Origin of the sequence: Rhodococcus sp. PD04 (assembly GCF_035918275.1) — a bacterium.
Lineage (GTDB): Bacteria > Actinomycetota > Actinomycetes > Mycobacteriales > Mycobacteriaceae > Rhodococcus > Rhodococcus rhodochrous.
Window position 1 is genome coordinate 171,257 of sequence record NZ_CP142144.1, and the last position, 20,898, is coordinate 192,154.

20 protein-coding genes and 2 pseudogenes are annotated in these 20,898 nt (G+C 62.9%); 15 read left to right on the top strand and 7 right to left on the bottom strand.

Annotation, left to right across the window (positions count from 1 at the left end):
* Positions 1-5: 5 nt before the first annotated feature.
* The 9 genes and pseudogenes from U9J23_RS25205 to U9J23_RS25245 all read left to right on the top strand — a co-directional run.
* Positions 6-530, top strand: a complete 525-nt coding sequence (locus U9J23_RS25205; protein ID WP_120285125.1) for a nucleotide exchange factor GrpE — start codon at positions 6-8, stop codon at positions 528-530.
* Between the two features lie 5 nt (positions 531-535).
* Positions 536-1,456, top strand: coding sequence for a J domain-containing protein (locus U9J23_RS25210; RefSeq protein ID WP_272268842.1), 921 nt, complete (start codon positions 536-538; stop codon positions 1,454-1,456).
* Positions 1,453-1,782: a chaperone modulator CbpM gene (locus tag U9J23_RS25215; protein WP_145709045.1), complete on the top strand. Its 330-nt coding sequence runs from the start codon at positions 1,453-1,455 to the stop codon at positions 1,780-1,782. The genes U9J23_RS25210 and U9J23_RS25215 overlap by 4 nt, the downstream gene beginning before the upstream one ends.
* Positions 1,764-4,397: an ATP-dependent chaperone ClpB gene (gene clpB, locus U9J23_RS25220; RefSeq protein WP_272268843.1), complete on the top strand. Its 2,634-nt coding sequence runs from the start codon at positions 1,764-1,766 to the stop codon at positions 4,395-4,397. Before U9J23_RS25215 ends, clpB begins: the two co-directional genes overlap by 19 nt.
* A gap of 14 nt (positions 4,398-4,411) precedes the next feature.
* Positions 4,412-4,864, top strand: coding sequence for a thioredoxin (gene trxA / locus U9J23_RS25225; RefSeq protein WP_029540149.1), 453 nt, complete (start codon positions 4,412-4,414; stop codon positions 4,862-4,864).
* A complete protein-coding gene (locus U9J23_RS25230; RefSeq protein WP_088899721.1) occupies positions 4,861-5,127 on the top strand; it encodes a ubiquitin carboxyl-terminal hydrolase 14 in 267 nt (88 codons plus the stop codon). Before trxA ends, U9J23_RS25230 begins: the two co-directional genes overlap by 4 nt.
* A complete protein-coding gene (locus U9J23_RS25235; RefSeq protein WP_145709047.1) occupies positions 5,105-6,820 on the top strand; it encodes an FAD-dependent oxidoreductase in 1,716 nt (571 codons plus the stop codon). The genes U9J23_RS25230 and U9J23_RS25235 overlap by 23 nt, the downstream gene beginning before the upstream one ends.
* A gap of 13 nt (positions 6,821-6,833) precedes the next feature.
* A pseudogene (locus U9J23_RS25240) lies at positions 6,834-7,273 on the top strand (DUF1931 family protein).
* Positions 7,274-7,667: 394 nt separating this feature from the next.
* Positions 7,668-8,625, top strand: a pseudogene (locus U9J23_RS25245) (IS256 family transposase); the annotation flags it as partial.
* Here the strand turns inward: U9J23_RS25245 and U9J23_RS25250 are convergent.
* The 5 genes from U9J23_RS25250 to U9J23_RS25270 all read right to left on the bottom strand — a co-directional run bounded on the left by U9J23_RS25250 (position 8,606) and on the right by U9J23_RS25270 (position 12,710).
* Complete coding sequence (locus U9J23_RS25250) at positions 8,606-9,547, bottom strand: energy-coupling factor ABC transporter ATP-binding protein (protein WP_272268845.1); 942 nt, start codon at positions 9,545-9,547, stop codon at positions 8,606-8,608. The pseudogene U9J23_RS25245 and the gene U9J23_RS25250 sit on opposite strands and share 20 nt — an antisense overlap.
* On the bottom strand, positions 9,544-10,296 hold the full coding sequence (gene cbiQ, locus U9J23_RS25255; protein ID WP_272268846.1) for a cobalt ECF transporter T component CbiQ: 753 nt from the start codon (positions 10,294-10,296) through the stop codon (positions 9,544-9,546). The genes U9J23_RS25250 and cbiQ overlap by 4 nt, the downstream gene beginning before the upstream one ends.
* A 37-nt stretch (positions 10,297-10,333) precedes the next feature.
* Complete coding sequence (locus tag U9J23_RS25260) at positions 10,334-10,687, bottom strand: energy-coupling factor ABC transporter substrate-binding protein (RefSeq protein ID WP_088899715.1); 354 nt, start codon at positions 10,685-10,687, stop codon at positions 10,334-10,336.
* Positions 10,674-11,387 carry an energy-coupling factor ABC transporter permease gene (locus U9J23_RS25265; RefSeq protein ID WP_272268847.1) on the bottom strand — a complete coding sequence of 238 codons (714 nt, stop codon included), beginning with the start codon at positions 11,385-11,387 and terminating at the stop codon, positions 10,674-10,676. The genes U9J23_RS25260 and U9J23_RS25265 overlap by 14 nt, the downstream gene beginning before the upstream one ends.
* Before the next feature lie 240 nt (positions 11,388-11,627).
* Positions 11,628-12,710: an AAA family ATPase gene (locus U9J23_RS25270; RefSeq protein ID WP_272268848.1), complete on the bottom strand. Its 1,083-nt coding sequence runs from the start codon at positions 12,708-12,710 to the stop codon at positions 11,628-11,630.
* A gap of 442 nt (positions 12,711-13,152) precedes the next feature.
* On the opposite strand from U9J23_RS25270, the gene U9J23_RS25275 reads away from it, so the two are divergent.
* Together U9J23_RS25275 and U9J23_RS25280 are read left to right on the top strand one after the other, a co-directional pair.
* On the top strand, positions 13,153-14,190 hold the full coding sequence (locus U9J23_RS25275) for an aliphatic amidase (protein WP_272268849.1): 1,038 nt from the start codon (positions 13,153-13,155) through the stop codon (positions 14,188-14,190).
* Positions 14,191-14,307: 117 nt separating this feature from the next.
* Positions 14,308-15,402, top strand: coding sequence for a substrate-binding domain-containing protein (locus U9J23_RS25280; protein ID WP_272268850.1), 1,095 nt, complete (start codon positions 14,308-14,310; stop codon positions 15,400-15,402).
* A 111-nt stretch (positions 15,403-15,513) separates the two neighbouring features.
* On the opposite strand, the gene U9J23_RS25285 is transcribed toward U9J23_RS25280, so the two are convergent.
* Positions 15,514-15,972, bottom strand: a complete 459-nt coding sequence (locus tag U9J23_RS25285) for a MarR family winged helix-turn-helix transcriptional regulator (protein WP_326603142.1) — start codon at positions 15,970-15,972, stop codon at positions 15,514-15,516.
* Between the two features lie 306 nt (positions 15,973-16,278).
* On the opposite strand from U9J23_RS25285, the gene U9J23_RS25290 reads away from it, so the two are divergent.
* The 4 genes from U9J23_RS25290 to U9J23_RS25305 all read left to right on the top strand — a co-directional run bounded on the left by U9J23_RS25290 (position 16,279) and on the right by U9J23_RS25305 (position 20,439).
* On the top strand, positions 16,279-17,823 hold the full coding sequence (locus U9J23_RS25290) for a tubulin-like doman-containing protein (RefSeq protein ID WP_272268852.1): 1,545 nt from the start codon (positions 16,279-16,281) through the stop codon (positions 17,821-17,823).
* On the top strand, positions 17,820-18,137 hold the full coding sequence (locus U9J23_RS25295) for a hypothetical protein (RefSeq protein ID WP_094979951.1): 318 nt from the start codon (positions 17,820-17,822) through the stop codon (positions 18,135-18,137). Before U9J23_RS25290 ends, U9J23_RS25295 begins: the two co-directional genes overlap by 4 nt.
* A 12-nt stretch (positions 18,138-18,149) precedes the next feature.
* Positions 18,150-19,859: a hypothetical protein gene (locus U9J23_RS25300; protein WP_326603144.1), complete on the top strand. Its 1,710-nt coding sequence runs from the start codon at positions 18,150-18,152 to the stop codon at positions 19,857-19,859.
* Positions 19,860-20,058: 199 nt separating this feature from the next.
* Entirely contained in the window at positions 20,059-20,439 is a 381-nt protein-coding gene (locus tag U9J23_RS25305; RefSeq protein ID WP_272268854.1) for a hypothetical protein, read from the top strand.
* Positions 20,440-20,497: 58 nt separating this feature from the next.
* On the opposite strand, the gene U9J23_RS25310 is transcribed toward U9J23_RS25305, so the two are convergent.
* Positions 20,498-20,752, bottom strand: a complete 255-nt coding sequence (locus U9J23_RS25310; protein ID WP_272268855.1) for a hypothetical protein — start codon at positions 20,750-20,752, stop codon at positions 20,498-20,500.
* Positions 20,753-20,898 lie beyond the last annotated feature (146 nt).

The window sequence follows — 20,898 nt, forward strand, 5'->3', positions numbered from 1 at the left end:
ACCCGATGGACAGATCTGCTGATCATTCGACGACCGAGCAGGCTACCGACCGTACTGACACCGACCAGACCGAGACGAGGCCTGATCACACCGATACTGAAGCCAAGCTGGCTCAACTCGAGGACCGCTGGCGCAGAGCCCTCGCAGATCTGGACAACCTGCGCAAGCGGTATGCCAAAGATCTCGACCGTGAACGCGCCGCGGAGACAGCGAGAGTATCGGCGGCGTGGCTGCCTGTCCTGGACAACTTGGAGCTCGCGCTGGCCCATGCGGATAGCGATCCTCAGGCCGTCGTCGAGGGTGTGAAGGCAATCCGGGACCAAGCGGTGCAGATACTGTCACGGCTCGGCTTCGAGCGCCACGACGAGGTCGGTGTGCCGTTCTCCCCGGAACTCCACGAAGTAGTCAGTGTGGTGACCCAACCCGACCTTCCCTCCGGAACCGTGATCGAGGTCTTGCGGCCAGGTTACGGAGAGAACGGACAGCAGTTGCGTCCCGCCACCGTGGTCGTCAGCCGACCTGAGGAGTGAGCGCCATGGCGCGTGACTACTACGAAGCGCTCGGGGTCCCGCGCAGCGCCGACACCGACGAAATCCAGCAGGCCTACCGCCGACTTGCCCGCAAATATCACCCCGACATCAACAAAGACCCCACTGCGGAAGACAAGTTCAAAGAGATCAATGAGGCCTACCAGGTGTTGTCCGACCCAGACACCCGGAAACGCTACGACCGATTCGGGGACGACTTCCGTCGGGTGCCCGAGGACTACGACGAACGGGTCCGGGCAAGCGCCGGCGGGTACGGCGGCGGAAGGTACAGCGGCGGGGGCCGGAGGGTGCACTTCGGACACGGCGCAGGCGGCGAGGGGAGCGTCGACTTCGAGGACCTCTTCGGACAGATGTTCGGCGGCGGTGGCGCGTACGGCCCGATTCCCGGCGCCGATCAGGAAGCGGAACTGGAACTGACCCTGGAAGAGGCGTACCGGGGCGGCAAACGCACTCTCCGTCTGGACGGACGGCGATACGACGTCAACATTCCGGTCGGTGTCCTCGACGGCCAAAGAATCCGGCTGGCCGGGCAAGGCGGCCGAGGCAACGGCGGCGCACCGCCTGGGGATCTGTACCTCGTGGTCCGGATCAAACCGCATTCCCGGTTCCGCGTACAGGGCCGGGACATCTACGTCGACCTGCCCGTCTCCCCCTGGGAAGCAGCCCTCGGCGCGACGGTCGCCGTTCCCACCCCCGGCGGCGAGGCGAAAGTCAAAGTCGTACCGGGCTCGTCCACAGGTAGGAAGCTGCGCCTGCGCGGAGAAGGCATGCCCAACCCGCGAGGCCCCAACGGCAACCTCTACGCCGAAATCAAGGTGATGGTGCCACCGAAACCGACAGCACGTGAACGCGAGCTGTTCGAACAGTTGGCCGCCGAATCGAACTTCGACCCGAGGAAACAGCCATGAGCACCCCGACCGCGGGCACCCAGTACATATTGGTTCGCCGTACCGGAATGTCGCTAGATGTCTTCGCCGAACGTACCGGGCTGCACCCCGACCTGGCACGAAAACTCGTGGCTCTCGGCCTGCTCGACGCACGCCGCGACCCCGGCGGCGAAATATTGTTCGAACCGTCAGCAGTGGCCCACGCTGCCCGCATCCAACGGCTGCGGACCGGTCTAGGCCTGAACTACTCGGCAATCGGGCTCGTGCTCGATCTGCTGGATCGAATCGAGAAACTCGAAGCAGCGTCCCACGGAAGGAAGACACCCCCATGGACACCGGCAGTCTGACTGAAAGGTCACGAGAAGCCCTGCAGGAGGCCCAGAACATCGCGACCAGAATGGGCCACACCGAGGTCGACGGAGAGCACCTGCTGCTCGCGTTGGTCGATCAGCAGGAAGGGCTCGTACCGCGACTGCTCGAGCAGGCCGGTGCGAACGTCGACGCCCTACGCTCCGATCTGGAACGGGCACTCATGCGTAGGCCGAAGGTCAGCGGCCCCGGCGCGACGCCCGGTCAGGTGATGATCACCCAGCGCCTGGCCAAACTGCTCGACGCCGCCGAACGAGAGGCAAAGCGACTCAAGGATTCCTACGTGTCGGTGGAGCATCTCGTGATGGCCCTCTCCGAGGAGGGGTCGACCAGTGCGGCCGGACGGGTTCTCACCAGCCATGGGGTCACACGAGAGACCTTCCTCGCCGCCTTGACCACAGTGCGCGGCAACCAGCGCGTCACCTCGGCCACCCCGGAGGGGGCGTACGAGGCGCTCGAGAAGTACGGACGCGACCTCGTCTCCGAGGGCCGAGCAGGCAAACTCGATCCGGTCATCGGGCGAGACGCCGAAATCCGCAGGGTAACGCAGATCCTGAGCCGGAAAACGAAGAACAATCCGGTGCTGATCGGCGACCCCGGCGTCGGCAAGACCGCGATCGTCGAGGGACTCGCCCAGCGGATCGTCCGCGGCGACGTGCCCGAGGGCCTACGCGACAAGACGATCTTCTCGCTCGACATGGGTTCCCTGGTGGCCGGCGCGAAGTACCGCGGCGAGTTCGAGGAACGGCTGCAGGCGGTGCTGTCCGAGGTGAAAGCGGCCGAGGGGCGCATCCTGTTGTTCGTCGACGAGTTACACACCGTCGTCGGCGCAGGATCGGTCGGCGGCGAGGGATCTCTCGACGCCGGCAACATGCTCAAACCGATGCTCGCCCGCGGCGAACTGCACATGATCGGTGCCACCACTCTCGACGAGTATCGCAAACACATCGAATCCGATGCAGCATTGGAACGTCGATTCCAGACCGTTCTCGTCGACGAACCCAGTGCCGAGGACGCAATCTCGATTCTGCGCGGACTTCGAGAACGCCTCGAGGTGTTTCACGGCGTGAAGATCCAGGACGGCGCACTGGTGGCCGCCGTAACCCTCTCGCACCGGTACATCACCGACCGTTTCCTTCCGGACAAAGCGATCGACCTGGTAGACGAAGCGTGCGCCCGGCTACGCACCGAAATCGACTCGATGCCAGCCGAACTCGACGAACTCACCCGAAAAGTGACCCGGCTGGAGATCGAAGAGGCCGCCCTGGCCAAGGAAACGGACGCGGCCAGCAAGACACGCCTCGAGGAATTGTGTAAGGAACTGGCCGATCTGCGGGCCGAGACCGACGCCCGGCACGCTCAGTGGGAGGCAGAGCGCCAAGCGATCCGGCGGGTGCAGGAGCTACGGGGAGAGCTGGAACGCTTGCGCCACGAAGCCGAGGAGGCCGAACGCAATTACGACCTCAATCGGGCCGCCGAGCTGCGATACGGCGAGATCACCGAACTCGAACGCAAACTCAAGGCGGCGGAGGAGCAACTGGCCACCAGGCAAGGCCGCAATCCGTTGCTGCGCGAGGTGGTCACCGAAGACGAGATCGCAGAAATCGTGGCCGCATGGACGGGTATCCCGGTCGCTCGACTGCAAGAAGGTGAGCGGGAGAAACTGTTGAAGCTCGACGAGATCCTGCACGAGAGAGTCATCGGTCAGGACGAGGCGGTACAACTAGTCGCAGACGCGGTAATCAGAGCAAGGTCGGGTATCCGCGATCCACGCCGGCCGATCGGTTCGTTCATCTTCCTGGGTCCAACAGGTGTGGGGAAGACCGAACTCGCAAAGACGCTGGCCAGTGCCCTCTTCGACAGCGAAGACAACATGGTGCGCCTGGATATGAGCGAGTACCAGGAACGGCACACGGTGAGCAGACTCATCGGTGCACCCCCCGGGTACGTCGGGTATGACGAGGGGGGCCAGCTCACTGAGGCGGTACGTCGCAAGCCGTACTCCGTGGTGCTCTTCGACGAGATCGAGAAGGCCCACGCCGACGTCTTCAACACCCTTCTACAGGTGCTCGACGACGGCCGGATCACCGATTCTCAAGGCAGGCAGGTCGATTTCCGGAACACGGTGATCATCATGACCTCGAACATCGGATCCCAGCATCTCCTCGACGGAGTCACAGCGGACGGCGAGATCAAGCCGGACGCCCGGGCGCGGGTGCTGGCGGAACTGCGCGGGCACTTCCGTCCCGAGTTCCTCAACCGGATCGACGACATCGTGTTGTTCACCCCGCTCACGCTGCCCCAGATCGAGCATATCGTCGAGCTACAACTCACCGATCTGCGGAATAGATTGTCAGAGAGACAGATACACTTGAACATCACACCGGAAGCACGCCGGCTCATTGCCGAACACGGCTTCGACCCGGTCTACGGTGCACGACCCCTGCGCAGGTATATCGCCCATGAGGTCGAAACCAGGATCGGACGTGCGCTGTTGCGCGGCGAAATCGAACCGGGCGGCACCATCGATGTCACGGTCGATGACGGCGAACTCTCCGTCGCATATGCGGAACCCGCCATCGCGGCGGCCTGAGAAGAGGTGTCGTCATGGGATCCGACAAAGTGAAGTGCCCACACTGCGGCAAGGTCAACAGGGTGCCAGCGGCCGGGAACGGGAGACCCCGCTGCGGAAATTGCCACGAGCCGCTGCCCTGGATCGCCTCGGCAGGGGACGGCGACTTCGCGGAGGTCGCCGAGAAATCCTCGGTGCCTGTACTCGTTGACCTCTGGGCGACGTGGTGCGCTCCGTGCCGAATGGTCAGCCCTGCGCTCGAGCAGCTCGCCACAGAACGCGCAGGCCAGATCAAGCTCGTCAAGGTTGACGTGGATGCTGCACCCCAAACGGCCGAACGTTTCACCGTCCGTGCCGTTCCGACGCTGCTGGTGATGGACCGCGGTGAGGTACTCGCTCGTCAGGCGGGCGCCGCTCCGGTACCGGTGTTGCGCACATGGCTCGATCAGGCGCTCTCGGAAAAGGCAGGTAAGGAGGCGAACTCATGACTTTTGCCCACGCGGACCCACATGTGATCGCGATCCGGGCCGTGGCGCCCCGCACTCCACAAGGTTGCGAGGAATGTCTTCGCCTCGGCACCCCGTGGGTACATCTGAGGCTGTGCCTGACGTGCGGACACGTCGGTTGCTGCGACTCCTCGCCGGGCAAGCACGCGAGCGCACACGCTCACGCCCTTGGCCATCCGATCGTCCAGTCGATGGAACCCGGTGAAGATTGGCGCTGGTGTTATGTCGACCAGAATTTCGTCTGAGGACGCCACACGCCTCGGCGACGGTCAGCCCGTCGACGACGAGACTCCGGATGCAGTCGGGGCATTCCCGCGGTTGACGGACGCCCAGGTAGCGACGCTCGAGACCGGAGGCACACGTCGATCGGTTCACGCCGGCGAGGTGCTGATCCGAGCGGGCACCCGCAGCAGCGACTTCTTCGTCATCCTTTCCGGCAAGGTCGCGATCATCGACGAGGGCGCCGAGGACGGTGAGCGTCGGATATTGCGCCTGCACGGTCCGGGCCGATTCCTGGGCGAGCTCGGACTGCTGGAAGACCAGGTGGCGTTCTTCACCGCCGAGGCGATCGAAGACGGCGAGGTGCTCGTCGTCCCAGCCGAGCGGGTGCGCGAGCTCGTCGCCCACGACCTCGTGCTCAGCGATCTGATCCTGCGGGCCTACCTGGTGCGCCGTCACCTACTGATCGGGCTCGGTTCGGGGTTCCGAATCATCGGCTCCTGCTATTCCCCGGACACGTTGCGGCTTCGCGAGTTCGCGATGCGCAACCGGCTGCCCCACAAATGGATCGATCTGGAGCAAGACGAACGGGCGGAGCAACTGCTGCAAAGCCTGGGTGTCACCCCAGAGGACACTCCCGTCGTGATCTGGCACGGCGAGAAGGTGCTGCGCAATCCGACGAACGCCGAACTCGCCCGCATCGTCGGGCTTCCGGTCCCGGACGCAGCGCACGACGTGTGCGACCTCGTCGTCGTAGGTGCCGGACCGGCGGGTCTGGCCGCGTCCGTGTACGGCTCATCCGACGGGTTGAACACGGTGACACTGGAGTCGATCGCCGCAGGTGGGCAGGCTAGCACCTCCTCCCGGATCGAGAACTACCTGGGTTTTCCGGCGGGGATCTCCGGTGCCGAATTGGCGGAGCGGGCCGTGATTCAGGCCGGGAAGTTCGGTACCCGCCTTCTAGTATCGGCGGAGGTGACCGGTTTGGGATCCGACGGCGGGCACCATGTGCTCCAGCTGGCGGACGGCGGCGAGATCCGCGCCCGGGCGGTCGTGCTCGCCACCGGGGCGCGATATCGCAAGTTGGAGGTTCCGGGAATCGAGGCGCTGGAGGGGAGAAGCGTGTATTACGCCGCAACCAATCAGGAAGCGCGTCTGTGCGGCACCGACCCTGTAGCCATCGTCGGCGGCGGAAACTCCGCCGGCCAGGCCACCGTCTTCCTCGCAGACCATGTTTCCCACGTTCACCTCCTCATCCGCGGCCACGACCTCGGAAAAAGTATGTCCCGGTATCTCGTCGACCAGATCGAACGCCATCCGCGCGTGACCGTGCACCGAAATGCCGAGATTCGTGAGGTCCACGGCGACAAGTACCTCGAAGAGATTGCAATCGAGGACAATTGCACGGGCGACAAGGCCAGGATCCGGGTGCACGCTCTGTTCGTCTTCATCGGGGCGACGCCGCATACCGGGTGGCTGACCGACGCGATCGCGCTCGACGACCACGGCTTCGTCCTCACGGGCGTGGACGCCGTCCCCGCCCGTGAGGACGGCAACCAGAGACTCGGCGCCCCGCCGTCGAGAACACTCGAAACAAGCCGGGCCGGCCTGTTCGCAGCGGGTGACGTCCGCAGCGGCTCGGTAAAACGGGTCGCATCCGCTGTCGGTGAAGGAGCGATGGCGGTACGACAAATCCATGAATACTTCGAGAGGAGCTGACGACATGCCAGTGATGGGCACTGCAAAATTCCAGCGGTTCTTCCGGGCAGCGGCTGGACTGCACGTCGACCGGAACGATCTCAAACGCTATACAGATTTCATCGACGACAAGATCTACGACGTGATCCTCATCGGTAAGGCCTCGGCAAAGGCAAACCTTCGGGACGTGATCGAACCGTGGGACCTGCCGATCACCAAGGGGCTGCAGGAGAGCATCGACCGATTCGAGAAGCTGGACGAGGAGATCGAACTACAACCTCTGCTCGACCAACTGGCGGCCCAACCGCCCTTGGACGTAGCCCTCTCCGAGAAAACCGAGCAGAGGTTGCCGCTGATTGCCGGAGGCTTGAGCGTGGCGCTGGCGCGCACTTTCGTCACTGTCCAGCCGGACCGCAAAAACCCGGGACCGCCGAATGGAACGTCACCTTCGACATCTTCCATCAACTGCTCTGAACCCAGCCAGCGACCGGGCACTGATGGCGGACAAACGTGCCAGACACATCGAGGACGATGTGATCTGGCCAAGATGCAAAGGCGGAATGCACCGCTACTCACAAACGACATCTCGTAGATGAGGACGATCAACATTCACGTATCGGTCTTCCCTCCTGCGGTCGTTGTCGTCAAAGCATGCGGGTACATCGCCACGTTCATCCGGGCGGAACACCTCTCGTTGCCGCTTCGTCTTCGGCCTACATTGCGCCGCTTCGTGAACTGGATCTGTAACGACATACAGAAGGAGGGATCACCCCGGGGGTGTGCCGCAACTTCACCGCCCCGCATAGATACGCTCGATGCCCGCTTCCAACACGCACGGGATGCGCGGGCCGGGAACGGTCCTACTCGGTTGACTACCGGCGAGATCGCCGCCCACTTCGACGACGTCTACGGCGCGACGGTGTCGAAGGAGACGATCAGCAAGATTCCCCCGAGCACTGCGTGCAGGGAGGTACCCCCACCGACAAGGTTCTTGCCGAAATGACGGAGTGGTCCGTCCGGCCGCTCGATCCGGTGTATCCGGCGGAAGTTCATCGATGCGATCCCCATCAAGGTTCGCGACGGACAGGTCACCAACCGGCCGGTCTATGTGGCGATCGGCGTGACCGTCGACGGGCATCGCGACATCATCGGACTGTAGGCCGGCGACGGCGGTGAGGGCGCGAAGTTCCGGCTCGCCGTCCTGACCGAGATCAAGAACCGCGGCACCGGCGACGTGTGCATCGTGGTGTGTGACGGACTCAAGGGCCTACCCGAGGCCATCACCACCGTGTGGGAGCATGCGATCGTCCAGACGTGTGTGATCCATCTGCTGCGCAACACCTTCCGTTACGCGTCACGCAGGTACTGGGACGAGATGAGCCGGGATCTGCGGCCGATCTCTCCCCCGAGCACTACGTGCAGGGAGGTGCCCCCACGGCAGCTACCGAGGCGAGGCCAGCGAGCGGTTCGACGAGTTCACCGTCAAATGGGGTCCGCGCTATCCGGCGATCACCCGGTTGTGGCGCAACGCCTGGAGCGAATTCGTGCCGTTCCTCGATTACGACCCGGAGATCAGACGCGTGATCTGCAGTACCAACGCGATCGAGAGCATCAACGCGCGATACCGCCGGGCGATCCGGGCCCGCGGGCATTTCCCCTACGAACAGGCCGCGTTGAAGTGTCTGTATTTGGCGACCCGAGAGTTGGCGACCCGAGCGCTGGACCCGACAGGGAAGGGAAGAGCACGATGGGCAACGAGGTGGAAGCCGGCACTGAACGCTTTCGCTATCACGTTGGAGGGCCGGATCACCCCGAGTGAGAACTAAACCTATGCGCCAGAACCGGATCCACCGGAGAACTGACAGGCCCTGCCCCCTCCGGTGTGAACTGCAGCTGCCAGGCGGTGTTGCGCGACTGTAGTAGTTCGGCGATGTGCTGTGCGCATTCGTCGGTGTTTCGTGGCACGGAGCGGGGTAGTTCCACCTCGCGTGCGTGTAGACGGTCCCATAGCTCGATCAGCCAGGGGGGCCGCAGCCGTGCCGCGGTCATGACGTTGCCATCGCGCAGTATCTCATCGGGGGGTCCTTGCCGAACGGCGCCTCCGTGTACCACGGCTACGGAGTCGGCCCATTCGTAGGCCAGGGCGGTGTCATGAGTCGACAAAACGACTGTGGTGTGGTTTTTTTCGAGCTTGTCGAGTGCTTGGAACATTTCCTCGACTCCTGCTGGGTCAAGACCGGCTGTTGGCTCATCGAGCAGCAGCACGCAGGGGCGCATAGCCATCGCGCCTGCAATGGTCACGCGTTTGCGCTCTCCGTAGGACAGTTCGTGCGTCGGTCGGCTGGCGAGCGGTTCGATAGACAGCAGATCAAGCGCCTCGGCGACCCGTTCGCTTATTTCTGACCCGTTCAAGCCGAGATTGGCCGGTCCGAACGCCACGTCATGGACAACATCAGCCGAGAACAGTTGGTCGTCGGGATCTTGCAGCACGAGTTGAACGTCCTGCCTGTGCCGGCGTAGTCCGTGTCGGGTGTGCCGAAGCGGTATACCGTCGACTTCGACGGTGCCGCTGGTAGGTTCGAGCGAGCCGGCGAGAATCTTCAGGAGTGTCGTCTTCCCTGAACCGTTGGCACCCAGGATCGCCACCCGAGACGCGGGTGGGATGTCGATCGTGGCGCCGGCGAGAGGTTCGGTGCCGGAGGGATAGGAATAGGATATTCCCTTGGCGCACAACGATAGATGGCTCACAGCAATGTTCCTTCCAGGAGGGACGCTCCGGCAATCGCGCTGAACGTCACCACACAGGCGCCGATGAAACGCCAGTTCACCGCCGGTGTATCCAGCGTCGGCATCGAAATACCGAAGTCACGTCCTGCAAGCCCCATCTCCAATCGGCGTGCCTGTGTCCAGGCTCGTGTGAGCACGGCTGCGGTGAGCAGGCCCGCCGAAGTGAGGGTGCGTCTGGGAGTCGAGTATCCGAGGCGCGAGGTCTGGGCTTGTCGGATCACCGAGATCGATTCGAGGAGAACGAATACGAGTCGGTACATAACGGTGACCACGTCGATGCAGGGTCCCGGCACTCCGAGTCGTCGGAGCGATGCCATCACCGTGGTCAGTGGCGTCGTCGAAGCGAACATCAGCATCGCGATGGATGCGGTCATTGCCCGGGCACTCAGTGCGGCTGCCTGCACGATTCCTTCTTCGGACACAGACAGGTCCCAGTTGTTCAAGTCCACCGTGAGCATCGTCGACGCGGCCGCAATGACGATGAACGCCGCGGGTCCGCGGGCGCAGCGCAGCACGTGTCCTGTTCGGATGCCGGCCGGCCGGGTCGTTGCCAGGCACAGTGCCAGCAGCAGTGGAATGGTCGGCCAGGGCGGTAGCACCACTGCAAGTGTGGCGACCCCGCCGTACAGCACCGCTTTTTCGGCGACGGTTTTCTGCCGCCACGGGCTTCGCCAGGCGACTGTGTCGATTCGTGCTGCGCTCGAGGACATTGCGTTCCCTTCGGTGGGGGCATCGCTGGTGTGATGATCAATCCTCTGCTGTGGCGGCCGTCGGCGCCGGAGATGTCGCAGACGGCCCCGATTCGGTGCGCCGGCGTTGCCATAGTGCGCCGACAGCGAAGCCGAACACCGCAGCCCCGACGGCGGCCTGCACGGCGAACAGGCCCGACTCGATCTCCCCCGATCCGGGGGTGAACACCGGGGAGAACCAGGGTTGGTACTCGGGGTTGGCGTCTTCGATGTATTCGGTCGCGGCGGTGTCGGTACCGACGAAACTCGCGTCCTCGTCCAGATCACGGTTGAGCCAGATCGAGGCGACGAAGATGAGGGCGATCGCGATCACCAGTGATGCGGTCGTGAGGGCGGACTTATGACGCAACATAACTATCCTTCGTCTGGGGCTGGGCTTCTGCCCGGTTGCGGCGCGTCAGTACGCTCAGGCCTGCGAGTTCCGGGCCGGCGATCCTGCGCAGTGTGCGGAAGACCAGGACGCCGAGCAGTCCTTCGATAACTGCGAGCGGGATCTGTGTGAGCGCGAATACCGAGAGGAACTTCACCAACGAACCTCCGATTCCGCTGGTTGCGTCGGGAAATGCGATGGCCAGCTGCAGTGAGGTCGTGCAATAGGTGGCGAGGTCGGCGCAGAACATCGCGGCGAAGATGCCGACGCTGACAGGAGCATTGAGGGTGCGGAGCCCGCGCCATGCGCCGTATCCCACCCAGGGGCCGATGATCGCCATGGAGAAGACGTTGGCGCCGAGGGTGGTGAGACCACCGTGAGCGAGCAGGAGTGCTTGGAAGAGCAGCACTACGGTGCCCATCAATGCCATCACCGGGGGCCGGAAGAGCACGGCCCCGAGGCCCGTGCCGGTGGGATGGCTCGAGCTTCCTGTCACCGACGGTAGTTTGACGGCCGAAAGAACAAAGGTGAAGGCTCCGGCTGCACCGAGGAGTAGGCGCGTTTCGGGTTTCTCCCGTACTTGGCGCACCACCGCTGTGGCACCGTGAACAACGAAGGGTGCGGCTGCTGCCGTCCATGCTGCCGCTTGTAGAGGCGGTAGAAATCCTTCCGCGATGTGCATGTCTACAGGCTCCTTTCGGAAGAATATGAGTACTCGCGCCCGAGTTGCCGATATCTGGGCGGGCCGGGGTATGCCGATCAGGGATCTGATCCTCGCTACTACCAGATCGGCTCGGTCATGGACCGTCTATGTGCAGTCGCTGCTCGAACTGTGGAACCGAGGGATCGCGCCGGGCGGTGAGGTGACAGGCCCTGCGGTGTCGAGAGGAGCCGATCAGGGTGGTATGGCCCCGCTCCGAGGTCAGAACGCGTCGTTCCTGCACTTGACGGCGATGATTGTTTCGCGGTGGACCGAGGTTGCGATCCGGAAGGGTCGGTCCTGCAGGTCCGAGTTGACGACGAGGTCGGCGATGGGTGCATGCAGCTGCGTGCGCACAACCCTCTTGAGATTACGCGCACCGTAGACGGGGTCGAATCCTTTGTCCGTCAAGAACCCGCAGATGGTGTCGTCGGGTTCCCATTCGATACCGTTCTTGAGCAATTGTGTCCGCAGACGCACAAGCTCGTGGTCGACGATCATCCGGGACTCGTCTCGGCCCAGCGGACGGAACTTGACGATCTCGTCGAAGCGGTTGAACAACTCGGGGTCGAAGAAGTTTTCCACCGCGTCCATGACAGGGTCGTGGTCCGTAGCGAGACCGATGCCGGCTGCGCTTTTCACCGTATTCCATACATTGCGCATGGTCGTGGAGTCGGCGCGTGCTTGTCGGGCCAGCTCATGGGATCCGAGATTCGAGGTGAGGAGGATGATCGAGTTTCGGAACGAAATGCTCGACGTTCCCGAGGCGAGGGTGAGGACACCGGTGTCGAGAATTTGCAGCAGTGACCGCAAGACGGTCTTGTGGGCCTTCTCCACCTCGTCGAACAGGACGATTCCGGGTCTGGAGATGTTGCCTTCGACCAGTTCCCGGTCGAAAAGAGTGAACTGCTCCTTCGAACCGGAGTACCCCGGGGGAGCGCCGGACAACGACGCTGCGTAGTGCTCCTGTGCAAGTGAGTTCATGTCGATCCGACAGAGCTTGTCCGGATCTCCGGCCACTTCGGCCGCTATCCGTCGAGCCAGTTCAGTCTTTCCCACACCCGTCGGGCCGACGAAGAGCAGCGACGCGATCGGGCGGTGCGGGTCGCGAATACCGGCGGCGGCAATCGTGAGGGCACGCACCACCGAGGCGATTGCCTCGTGCTGGCCCAGGATTGCTTGCTGCAGGTTCTGGGACAGCTGTTGAGGGGACGTGCACCGGCCCATGGCGAACTGCCGGGGGGCCGGTCGTGCGACGTGCCCCGAGTTCAGGTCGTCGACTTTTTGAGACAGGTAGCCGGACATCGAGATTCCTCCTCCTTGTGATCAGCCCCGGCGCGGCGCGCATCCACACGTGTATCGGTATTCACCTCAGGCGATCCGCGTGCCGGTCTGGGTCGCTGCTGCCGGATGGACGATCTCGGAGGTACGCATCGATGCCGTCTCCAACCAGATGTCATTCAGGCACCCGAATCACTCGCCGCACAGACCGCGACGGGACGTGCACCGAGGCATTCACGGCCGAGCACATGAACTCTTCCAATCGGAAGCATATGCTACTGATACCAGTATCTCCATAGCGGTGACAACCAGACAACCTGCAATTTTTCGCCAACATTCGACCGATCGGCCAGATTTAACAGTCTGGAAACAGCCATTGCTCTAGTGTGGAGTTACTTTCAGATGGAAGTAATCTCGCCCCGCGGATGGGGCACAGTACCCGCTCAACGAGAGAGGTCCCACTCAAGTGCGACACGGAGACATTTCATCGAGCCCGGATACCGTCGGCGTCGCGGTCGTCAACTACAAGATGCCGCGCCTGCACACCAAGGCCGACGTCCTGAAGAACGCACAAGCAATCGCGGACATGGTCGTAGGAATGAAGGCAGGACTTCCCGGCATGGACCTGGTGGTCTTCCCCGAGTACTCCACCATGGGAATCATGTACGACCAGGACGAGATGTACGCGACGGCGGCAACGATCCCCGGCGACGAGACAGCGATTTTCTCCCAGGCCTGCCGCGAGGCGAAGACCTGGGGAGTCTTCTCGATCACCGGCGAACAGCACGAGGATCATCCGCACAAGCCCCCGTACAACACCTTGGTACTCATCAACGACGAAGGCGATATCGTCCAGAAGTACCGAAAGATTCTGCCGTGGACGCCGATCGAAGGCTGGTACCCCGGAGATCAGACCTATGTCACCGAAGGCCCGAAGGGCATGAAGATCTCGCTGATCATCTGCGATGACGGCAACTACCCCGAGATCTGGCGCGATTGTGCGATGAAGGGTGCCGAACTGATCGTCCGCCCTCAGGGCTATATGTATCCGGCCAAGGACCAGCAGGTTCTCATGGCCAAGGCGATGGCGTGGGCGAACAACTGCTATGTGGCCGTGGCGAACGCTACAGGTTTCGACGGCGTCTACTCCTACTTCGGCCACAGCGCCATCATCGGCTTCGACGGTCGCGCACTGGGTGAGTGCGGCGAGGAAGAGTACGGCATCCAGTACGCGCAGCTGTCCCTGTCCACCATCCGCGACGCCCGCGCCAACGATCAGTCCCAGAACCACCTGTTCAAGCTGCTGCACCGTGGCTACACGGGCGTCCATGCTGCCGGCGACGGCGACAAGGGTGTGGCGGAGTGCCCATTCGAGTTCTACCGGAACTGGGTCAACGACGCCGAAGCCACCCAGCGTCAGGTCGAATCGATCACCCGGGAGACCATTGGCGTCGCCGACTGTCCGGTGTACGATCTCCCCACCGAGCGAACGATGAATGCCTAGCGAATCGTTCTGGTGAAGGTCGCGCTGCGTACGGATAGGGCAACGTCGCTCTGCAGGTGACCGTACAACTGCAGCCTTCGGCCCAGAACGCCGCTTCTCACCGGTGGAGGAACGCGCATGTCCCGCGCGGATCAGATCAAGATCGGCTTGGTGATTCCCGAAAGTGGTCCCTCGGGAATCTTCGGTCCCTCGTGCGCAGCAAGCGCCCAGCTGGCGGTCGAAGAGATCAACTCCCGGGGCGGAATCCTGGGACGCGAGGTTGTGGTGTCGACCATCGACGGTGGCACAGAGCCGGTCACGGTGGCCAACTGTGTCCGGACTCTGTGCCACCAGCAGGCGATCGACGCGGTGGTCGGCTGGCACACCTCGGCGGTCCGACTCCGGGTGGCAGCTGCGATAGGGGGACAGATCCCCTACATATACACCGCCCTCTACGAAGGCGGAGAGTCCACACCCGGGGTGTTCCTCACTGGCGAGATACCCGACGAACAAGTCGTTCCCGCCCTGAAATGGATGGCAACCCACCACAACGTCCGCCGCTGGTACGTCGTCGGCAGCGACTACGTCTGGCCCCATGAGACCCTGTCGCAGATCATCGATCGATGCGTCGACGGGACCCACTCCACCACGAGCGCCGAGATCGTCCTGACCGGCGCGCGGTTCCTGCCTCTCGGCGCATCGAACTTCGATGACGTGCTCGACGCAATCGAGGTCTCCTCCGTCGACGGGGTCCTGGTACTGCTTCTAGGACAGGACGCGGTCCGGTTCAACCGGGCATTCGGTGAGCGGGGACTGCACCGGGACATCGTGCGGTTGAGTCCGCTCATGGACGAGAACATGCTTCTCGCCACCGGAGCCGAGAACGCTCTCGAGTTGTACTCTGCCTCAGGGTATTTCGAATCTCTTGCAACCGGCCACAGTATGGACTTCGCGAACAGTTACTTCGGCATGCACGGGATGTCGGCGCCCCCGTTGGCATCACCGGGCGAATCCTGTTACGAGGGCATATCTTTGTTCGACAAACTGGCACACCAGGCCAAAGCATTCGACGTCGGTGCACTCGTCCACACCGCGGACACCACCCGGATCGACTATGAAAGTCCTCGTGGGATGGTGCGTTTCGTCGACAATCACTTGGCTCAGGATGTCTACATCGCACACGCAGACGGATTGGACTTCGATATCGACGCTCGTGTCGCTGAGGTAGTCTGACTGGCGGTCACGCCCGCACGGCAAGGCGAAACACACCACGGCGATCGGCACTGCGCTCGGAAGTACGCCAGCCAGAACGGAACCCAGGACAGCAGTCGTACGAGGCGTACGTTAGTGGTCCTCCGGTGCGTTCAACGCCTGCAGCGCGTTCAGCTGTGCATCCGACCATCCCAGTTCGGCCATGAACCGGGCTTCGATCTCGCGCGCCCGCTGCGACGCGGTTGCGTGGACCTCACTGCCGCGAAGCGAGGCGTGAACCAACGTCCGACGACGATCGGTGTGATCGACGAGCCTGAACACCAACGCTTTCGACGCCAGGCGATCGACCAGCTTGGTCAGCGTCGGAGCCGGGATGGCAAGCCTGCGTGCAAGATCGTTCATGGCAATACCGTCGTGCTGCACGATCAGATCGAGCAGATAGCACGTGTCGGCCGTCAAGTCGAGATCGTTCAGCGCATGATCGACCTGTCGGCTCAGTGCACGCGAGACCGCTGCGAGCGAGCCCCCGACCAGGGAACGCGCGTCCCCCGAGATCCGAGCACTTCCGTGTGACACGTCCGCGTCAGGCAAGGCCGATCCTCTCTGGTCGTACCGATCTGGGGAACGGGAAAGAACTGGAAAACCTACCCCTCTGCAGGGTAACCCATACCCCCTGCGGGACAACCGCACCCGCCGAAAATCACCCCTACCAAGATCGTTACACGGATTTTTCACAGAATTACTTTACAATGACAGTATCTGTCGTAGTCTCTACACTTGCGTGCTGCAGATCAGCAATACGTATCTGACCAGTGCATATGCCGTCGCTCATCGAAGCGCATCACGGGACAACCACGCTCTGAGCCTGGTATATGGACCGTTTGAAAGGAATCACGAATGTCAGGGCTACATTCACACGACCACGGGCACAGCCACACCGCATGTGATAGCGAATCGGCAGGCTACGCCACAGACAAGGTTCGACTCGAAGCACTCATCACCGACAACGTCCACCGCATCGGTGAGCACGAAGGCCCGTTCTCGATCCACACCGTCGGCATCGGAAAGACCGGGGCGAACATCGTCGAAGCACTGGTGAAGCAGTACTCCGAAGGCGGCGTCGCCACCGCCGGGACCACGAACTTCACCGGCCTGGCGATCGACATCGGAGATACCGAACTGGCCGGAGTTCGAGCCGCGGCCGACACCACCGACGCGCGCGTCACAGTACGCACGGTCGACCTGCCGGCACTCGACAACAGCAACCTGTTCGCCGGCCTTCGCCGGTACCGCGAATTCCTCAAGAACGAGTATCCGCGCTACTACTGGAACCCGAACTACGAGCCCTGGCTGCCGAGCGACCTGGAGGTCCCGGGCGCCGGTGAGCACTTCCCCCGCGCAGTATCCAAGGGCATCTACGGTGTCGAGTACTACACCGGCGGCGAAGTCGCCGACGCGCTCGACGAGTTCGCCGAAGGAGTGCTGAACAGCTCGGAAACCCCGCTGGTGATCGTCGCCTTCTCCATGGTCGGCGGCACCGGAAGCGGCATCGTCGTGGAACTGGCCCGACACCTGTCCAACATCCGCCTCGGTCGCCGCGCCCTGGTGCTCGGCCTCGGCGTACTGCCGGCCGACGCCGACCCGGACGAGCTCAAGGACGGCCGCGCATTCGTGGCCATCAACGAACTGGACTGCATGGTCGATGCCGTCAAAAACAACGGCGTCATGACCGTCTGGGGCGATCTGTACAAGAACCCGTTCACAGCGGGCTTCTTCGCCATCCCCCAGAACGCGGTGATAGCCACCTCCAACAGTCTCGACGAGGCACACCGTAAGATCGACACCGGTGTCGCCGAGTTCGTCCTCCGGGACGGCGGCACGCATCTCTACGAGTCGATCAAAGCTCTGAACTGGATGAACGTTCCCGCCGACGCGTGGCACCCGGCCACCCGCGGTGATCAGACCGACAAATGGATCAACCTGCTGGCAGTCGGTGTCGAGGCCGGCAACCCACTGATCACCGGGGAGCTGCGCTCCGGCGCGACACCGGAATTCGCCGAAATCCGCTCCTTCGGGGCCGACCCCTCGGCAGTCGAGGTCTCGGCCAAGGCACTGACCGAGACACTCGCCCCACAGGTCGGCCCCTCGCAGCTCGCCTTCGACGCCACCGGCGATGACGCTGTGGTTGCATTCGTACCGCGGCTGAGCAAACTCGACCTGGCCTCGTTCGTCCCGTCCCGCGACCGTTACGACAAGCTCGGCTGGGAAGAGAAACTGATGCGGCACGCGTGGCTGCTCGACCTCGGTGTCCTGCTGTGCGAGCCGTCCACGCGTTTCGAAGGCGTCGGCGGCGAGTGCCTGCTCGGGTGCGCGTGCTGGGTCGTGGTGCCCCACGCCGCCATCCGCGGTGAAGTACCCGAGGAAGCGATGGTGGCGTCATGACCTCGTCTTCTGTCCAGGAACTCGACTGGGACCACGTCGTCGAGAAGTACCGCGACGGCGCCGCAGTCGAGACACTGCCCGGCGGCGCAGCCATCACGGTCAGCGGCGCCGACGCCGACAAGATCTACGTCAAGCACCGCCTGTGGACCGCCGAGCTCAATCGAGCCAACCTCCAGCGAGGAGTCGCCCTCGTCAACGAGGGCTTGATCTCGCGCAACGCCAATCAGTTCATCGACAAGTACCGGACCCTCGTCGCCGACGAACGTCCCACTGTGGCAGCCACGGTCCTGAAGGACCTCGGATACCTCGACTAGGAAGACACCTCAATGGCACTATCGCTGTACCACAGCGCCACCGGTAAGCAGGCGCCTCACTGCATCAACGTCGTCGGTCTCGGCAAAGCAGGTGCCCAGCTGATCGACGCATTCCTCCGCACGGGCGAGATCGAAGATCTCCTCGAAGACCCTCGCGCTCGGTTCACGGCGTTGGCCGTCGACATCGGTGACGGCGACATGCGCCAGATGCAGCAGTACGCCGCCTCCTTCCGCGAGCGCCTGGAAAGCCGCGGCATTCCCGCGGACAGGGCGCAGATCAAGACGTTGAACTTGGAGGTCCCCACCGCCGAGGATCTGATGTCCTCGGTCTCGCGGATCCCCGAATACCTCGGACGGGAGTTCCCCCGCTTCGAGTGGAGCGGTGCCGACTCCTCGCCCACCGTCAACTGGATCGCGCCCGACACGGCCATGCCGAACCCGGACAAGCACTACGAAGCTCAGCTCGAGGTGCCCTCGACCGACGAACACGTATCCCGCTCGGTGGCCAAGGCGATCTACAACCGCGCCTACTACGAAGGCGACCGGCCTGCGTATCAGGCACTGCGCGAATTCGCCTCGAGCATCGACGACACAGGGCTGCCGTGCCTGGTCTTCGTGGCCTTCGGCGTCGGTGGTGGCACCGGAAGCGGCATTGTCGTCGACCTCGCCCGACATCTGACCACCGGGGCACTGGGCCGTCGGGTGCCTGTCATCGGCGTCGGTTTCCTGCCGTGCTCCGGGGATCCGGAGTACCGGCGCGGCGCGTCGGTGTACACCACGCTCAACGAGATCGACTGCATGCTCGACGAGTCGAAGAATGACAAGATCACCGCGATCTGGGGTGACATGTACAAGAACCCGTTCACCGGTGGGTTCTTGGCGCTGCCGCAGGAGCAGTCCTGGGAGCGGCTGTTCCGTTACACCACCATCAAAAAGGGTGTGCGGCCCGAAATCCGCCGACAGCAGGCGCTGCATGTCACCAACAAGTTCGTCGACGACTCGTTCGCCCGCTATGTCGTCCACGACTACGGCCGAGAGATCTTCCGCGTCCTGCGTCCCGCCGGCTTCACCGGCGCCCCGCACGAGACGGTGAGCTTCGGGGCCCGCAACTTCACCATCTTCAACGTAGCCAAGCTCATGCATCCCGGCGTCGAAGTCGTGCCCGGCGAACCGATGAGCAAGTGGCGCAGTGCCATCAGCGACTGGGTGGGCTACCTGCCGAAGTGGATGGGCCTGAAGGACGGCTTCAAGACCGATCACATCGAGGCCCACACGTATTCCGCCCGCGGCAAGTGGAATGGCACACTCCAGAAGCAGCTGGAAGACGTGCTGTCCCACTACCTGCTACCCGGCGAGGACGGCTACCTCTATACGACCGAGAGCGAGTTCTTCGACGCGCTGACCCTGTACACCAACGTCATCATCCCCGGAGTGGCAAAGACCGACCTGACCGCGTTCGATGAGGCGAAGAAGCTGTACGACACGACCCCGGAGTCCAACCGGGTCGCGTTGAGTTCCTCGCTTCTGGAGCTGGGAATCGTACTGTCGGAACCGTCCGAACAGTTCGAGGGAATGATGGGTCAGGCCCTGCCCGGTGCCCCCGGCTGGAACACGCGCATAACAGCGTTGTCGTTCTACGGTAAGGATGTGCCCCGCACGGCCGTCGACCACACTCGTGAGGTGATGGCTGAGGTCGTTCCCACCGTCGTGCCGACGCCGTGACCTGACCGTCAGATCACAGCCATCGTGTATGAACATGCGTCGAGACGGAGTCGCTACTGCCACAGCAGTACTCCGTCTCGACGCACCAGGCGCAAGAAACGACGAATCGGTGGTTACGGATTCTCACGCGCACTGGTCGACGATGTTCTCACAATGGATACGGAGGGTACGTGCTACCCACTATTCGATACGGGAATCGGTGGCGCAAGAATCCGGGGATGCACTGCGTGCAGAACGCGTAGCGATTCAGGTCATCCAGCACATGGTTTCACGTCCTGCCATTTTTCGGCATCGAGGGAAGGAATACGACCGGCGAGTATCGGCCCTGACCGAGCTGTTCACCGCTTCCTACGACAACTCCGCCCCCTGCCATCTGCCCAGCTGGGAACAGCTTGCACAGCATCTCAACCACATGCCAGAGGGTTTGAAAATCGTACACATGGCTGTGGCCGTATGCGGAAAGACAGTCTCCGAAGCGGCCTCGGGAACAGAATTGACCAGTGCCGATATCCCCAATCTCCTGGCCGATCTCGAAGAGTATCTGTCTTTCGGCCAGACCACTCCGGAAGGAAGTCATTAGAGCATCGCGTGCACCCACCCGACCCAGCCTCAGCGTCTCGAGATGAGCTCCCGCGCAGTCACTTCGCTATGACATTCGATACCGTACACACTTCGCCACCCGACGCGTCCGCACAGAACCCATCGAGATGGTTGATGCCGGCATCACCCTCGGAACGTTTCGTACCGCCGATGCGCGGACAGCCGAGCTGGGCACGATCGGCATGCTCAACTCGATTGCCTGGTGTGATCACGAGGGCAGCGAAGCGGCGCAGGTTGCCGATGATCTCCTCGACAAGGCAGTGCGCATCGTTCAAGGCGACAACCTCGACCATCAACCACCCACAGGAGAGCATGTACATCTCGCGTGTGCACTTCGTAGGTTTGTAGCCTACGAAATGCACACTATTTGGAACGCTGGTGCCGTTGGTCGGATTCATATGGAACGACGCCCCCACTGAATCCGCCCCGACCGCACCGA

Bases quoted from the DNA above. Each gene is read 5' to 3' on its own strand.
- U9J23_RS25205 (WP_120285125.1), top strand. From the start codon at position 6: ATGGACAGATCTGCTGATCATTCGACGACCGAGCAGGCTACCGACCGT.
- U9J23_RS25210 (WP_272268842.1), top strand. From the start codon at position 536: ATGGCGCGTGACTACTACGAAGCGCTCGGGGTCCCGCGCAGCGCCGAC.
- U9J23_RS25215 (WP_145709045.1), top strand. From the start codon at position 1,453: ATGAGCACCCCGACCGCGGGCACCCAGTACATATTGGTTCGCCGTACC.
- clpB (WP_272268843.1), top strand. From the start codon at position 1,764: ATGGACACCGGCAGTCTGACTGAAAGGTCACGAGAAGCCCTGCAGGAG.
- trxA (WP_029540149.1), top strand. From the start codon at position 4,412: ATGGGATCCGACAAAGTGAAGTGCCCACACTGCGGCAAGGTCAACAGG.
- U9J23_RS25230 (WP_088899721.1), top strand. From the start codon at position 4,861: ATGACTTTTGCCCACGCGGACCCACATGTGATCGCGATCCGGGCCGTG.
- U9J23_RS25235 (WP_145709047.1), top strand. From the start codon at position 5,105: ATGTCGACCAGAATTTCGTCTGAGGACGCCACACGCCTCGGCGACGGT.
- cbiQ (WP_272268846.1), bottom strand. From the start codon at position 10,296: ATGTCCTCGAGCGCAGCACGAATCGACACAGTCGCCTGGCGAAGCCCG.
- U9J23_RS25260 (WP_088899715.1), bottom strand. From the start codon at position 10,687: ATGTTGCGTCATAAGTCCGCCCTCACGACCGCATCACTGGTGATCGCG.
- U9J23_RS25265 (WP_272268847.1), bottom strand. From the start codon at position 11,387: ATGCACATCGCGGAAGGATTTCTACCGCCTCTACAAGCGGCAGCATGG.
- U9J23_RS25270 (WP_272268848.1), bottom strand. From the start codon at position 12,710: ATGTCCGGCTACCTGTCTCAAAAAGTCGACGACCTGAACTCGGGGCAC.
- U9J23_RS25280 (WP_272268850.1), top strand. From the start codon at position 14,308: ATGTCCCGCGCGGATCAGATCAAGATCGGCTTGGTGATTCCCGAAAGT.
- U9J23_RS25290 (WP_272268852.1), top strand. From the start codon at position 16,279: ATGTCAGGGCTACATTCACACGACCACGGGCACAGCCACACCGCATGT.
- U9J23_RS25295 (WP_094979951.1), top strand. From the start codon at position 17,820: ATGACCTCGTCTTCTGTCCAGGAACTCGACTGGGACCACGTCGTCGAG.
- U9J23_RS25300 (WP_326603144.1), top strand. From the start codon at position 18,150: ATGGCACTATCGCTGTACCACAGCGCCACCGGTAAGCAGGCGCCTCAC.
- U9J23_RS25310 (WP_272268855.1), bottom strand. From the start codon at position 20,752: ATGGTCGAGGTTGTCGCCTTGAACGATGCGCACTGCCTTGTCGAGGAG.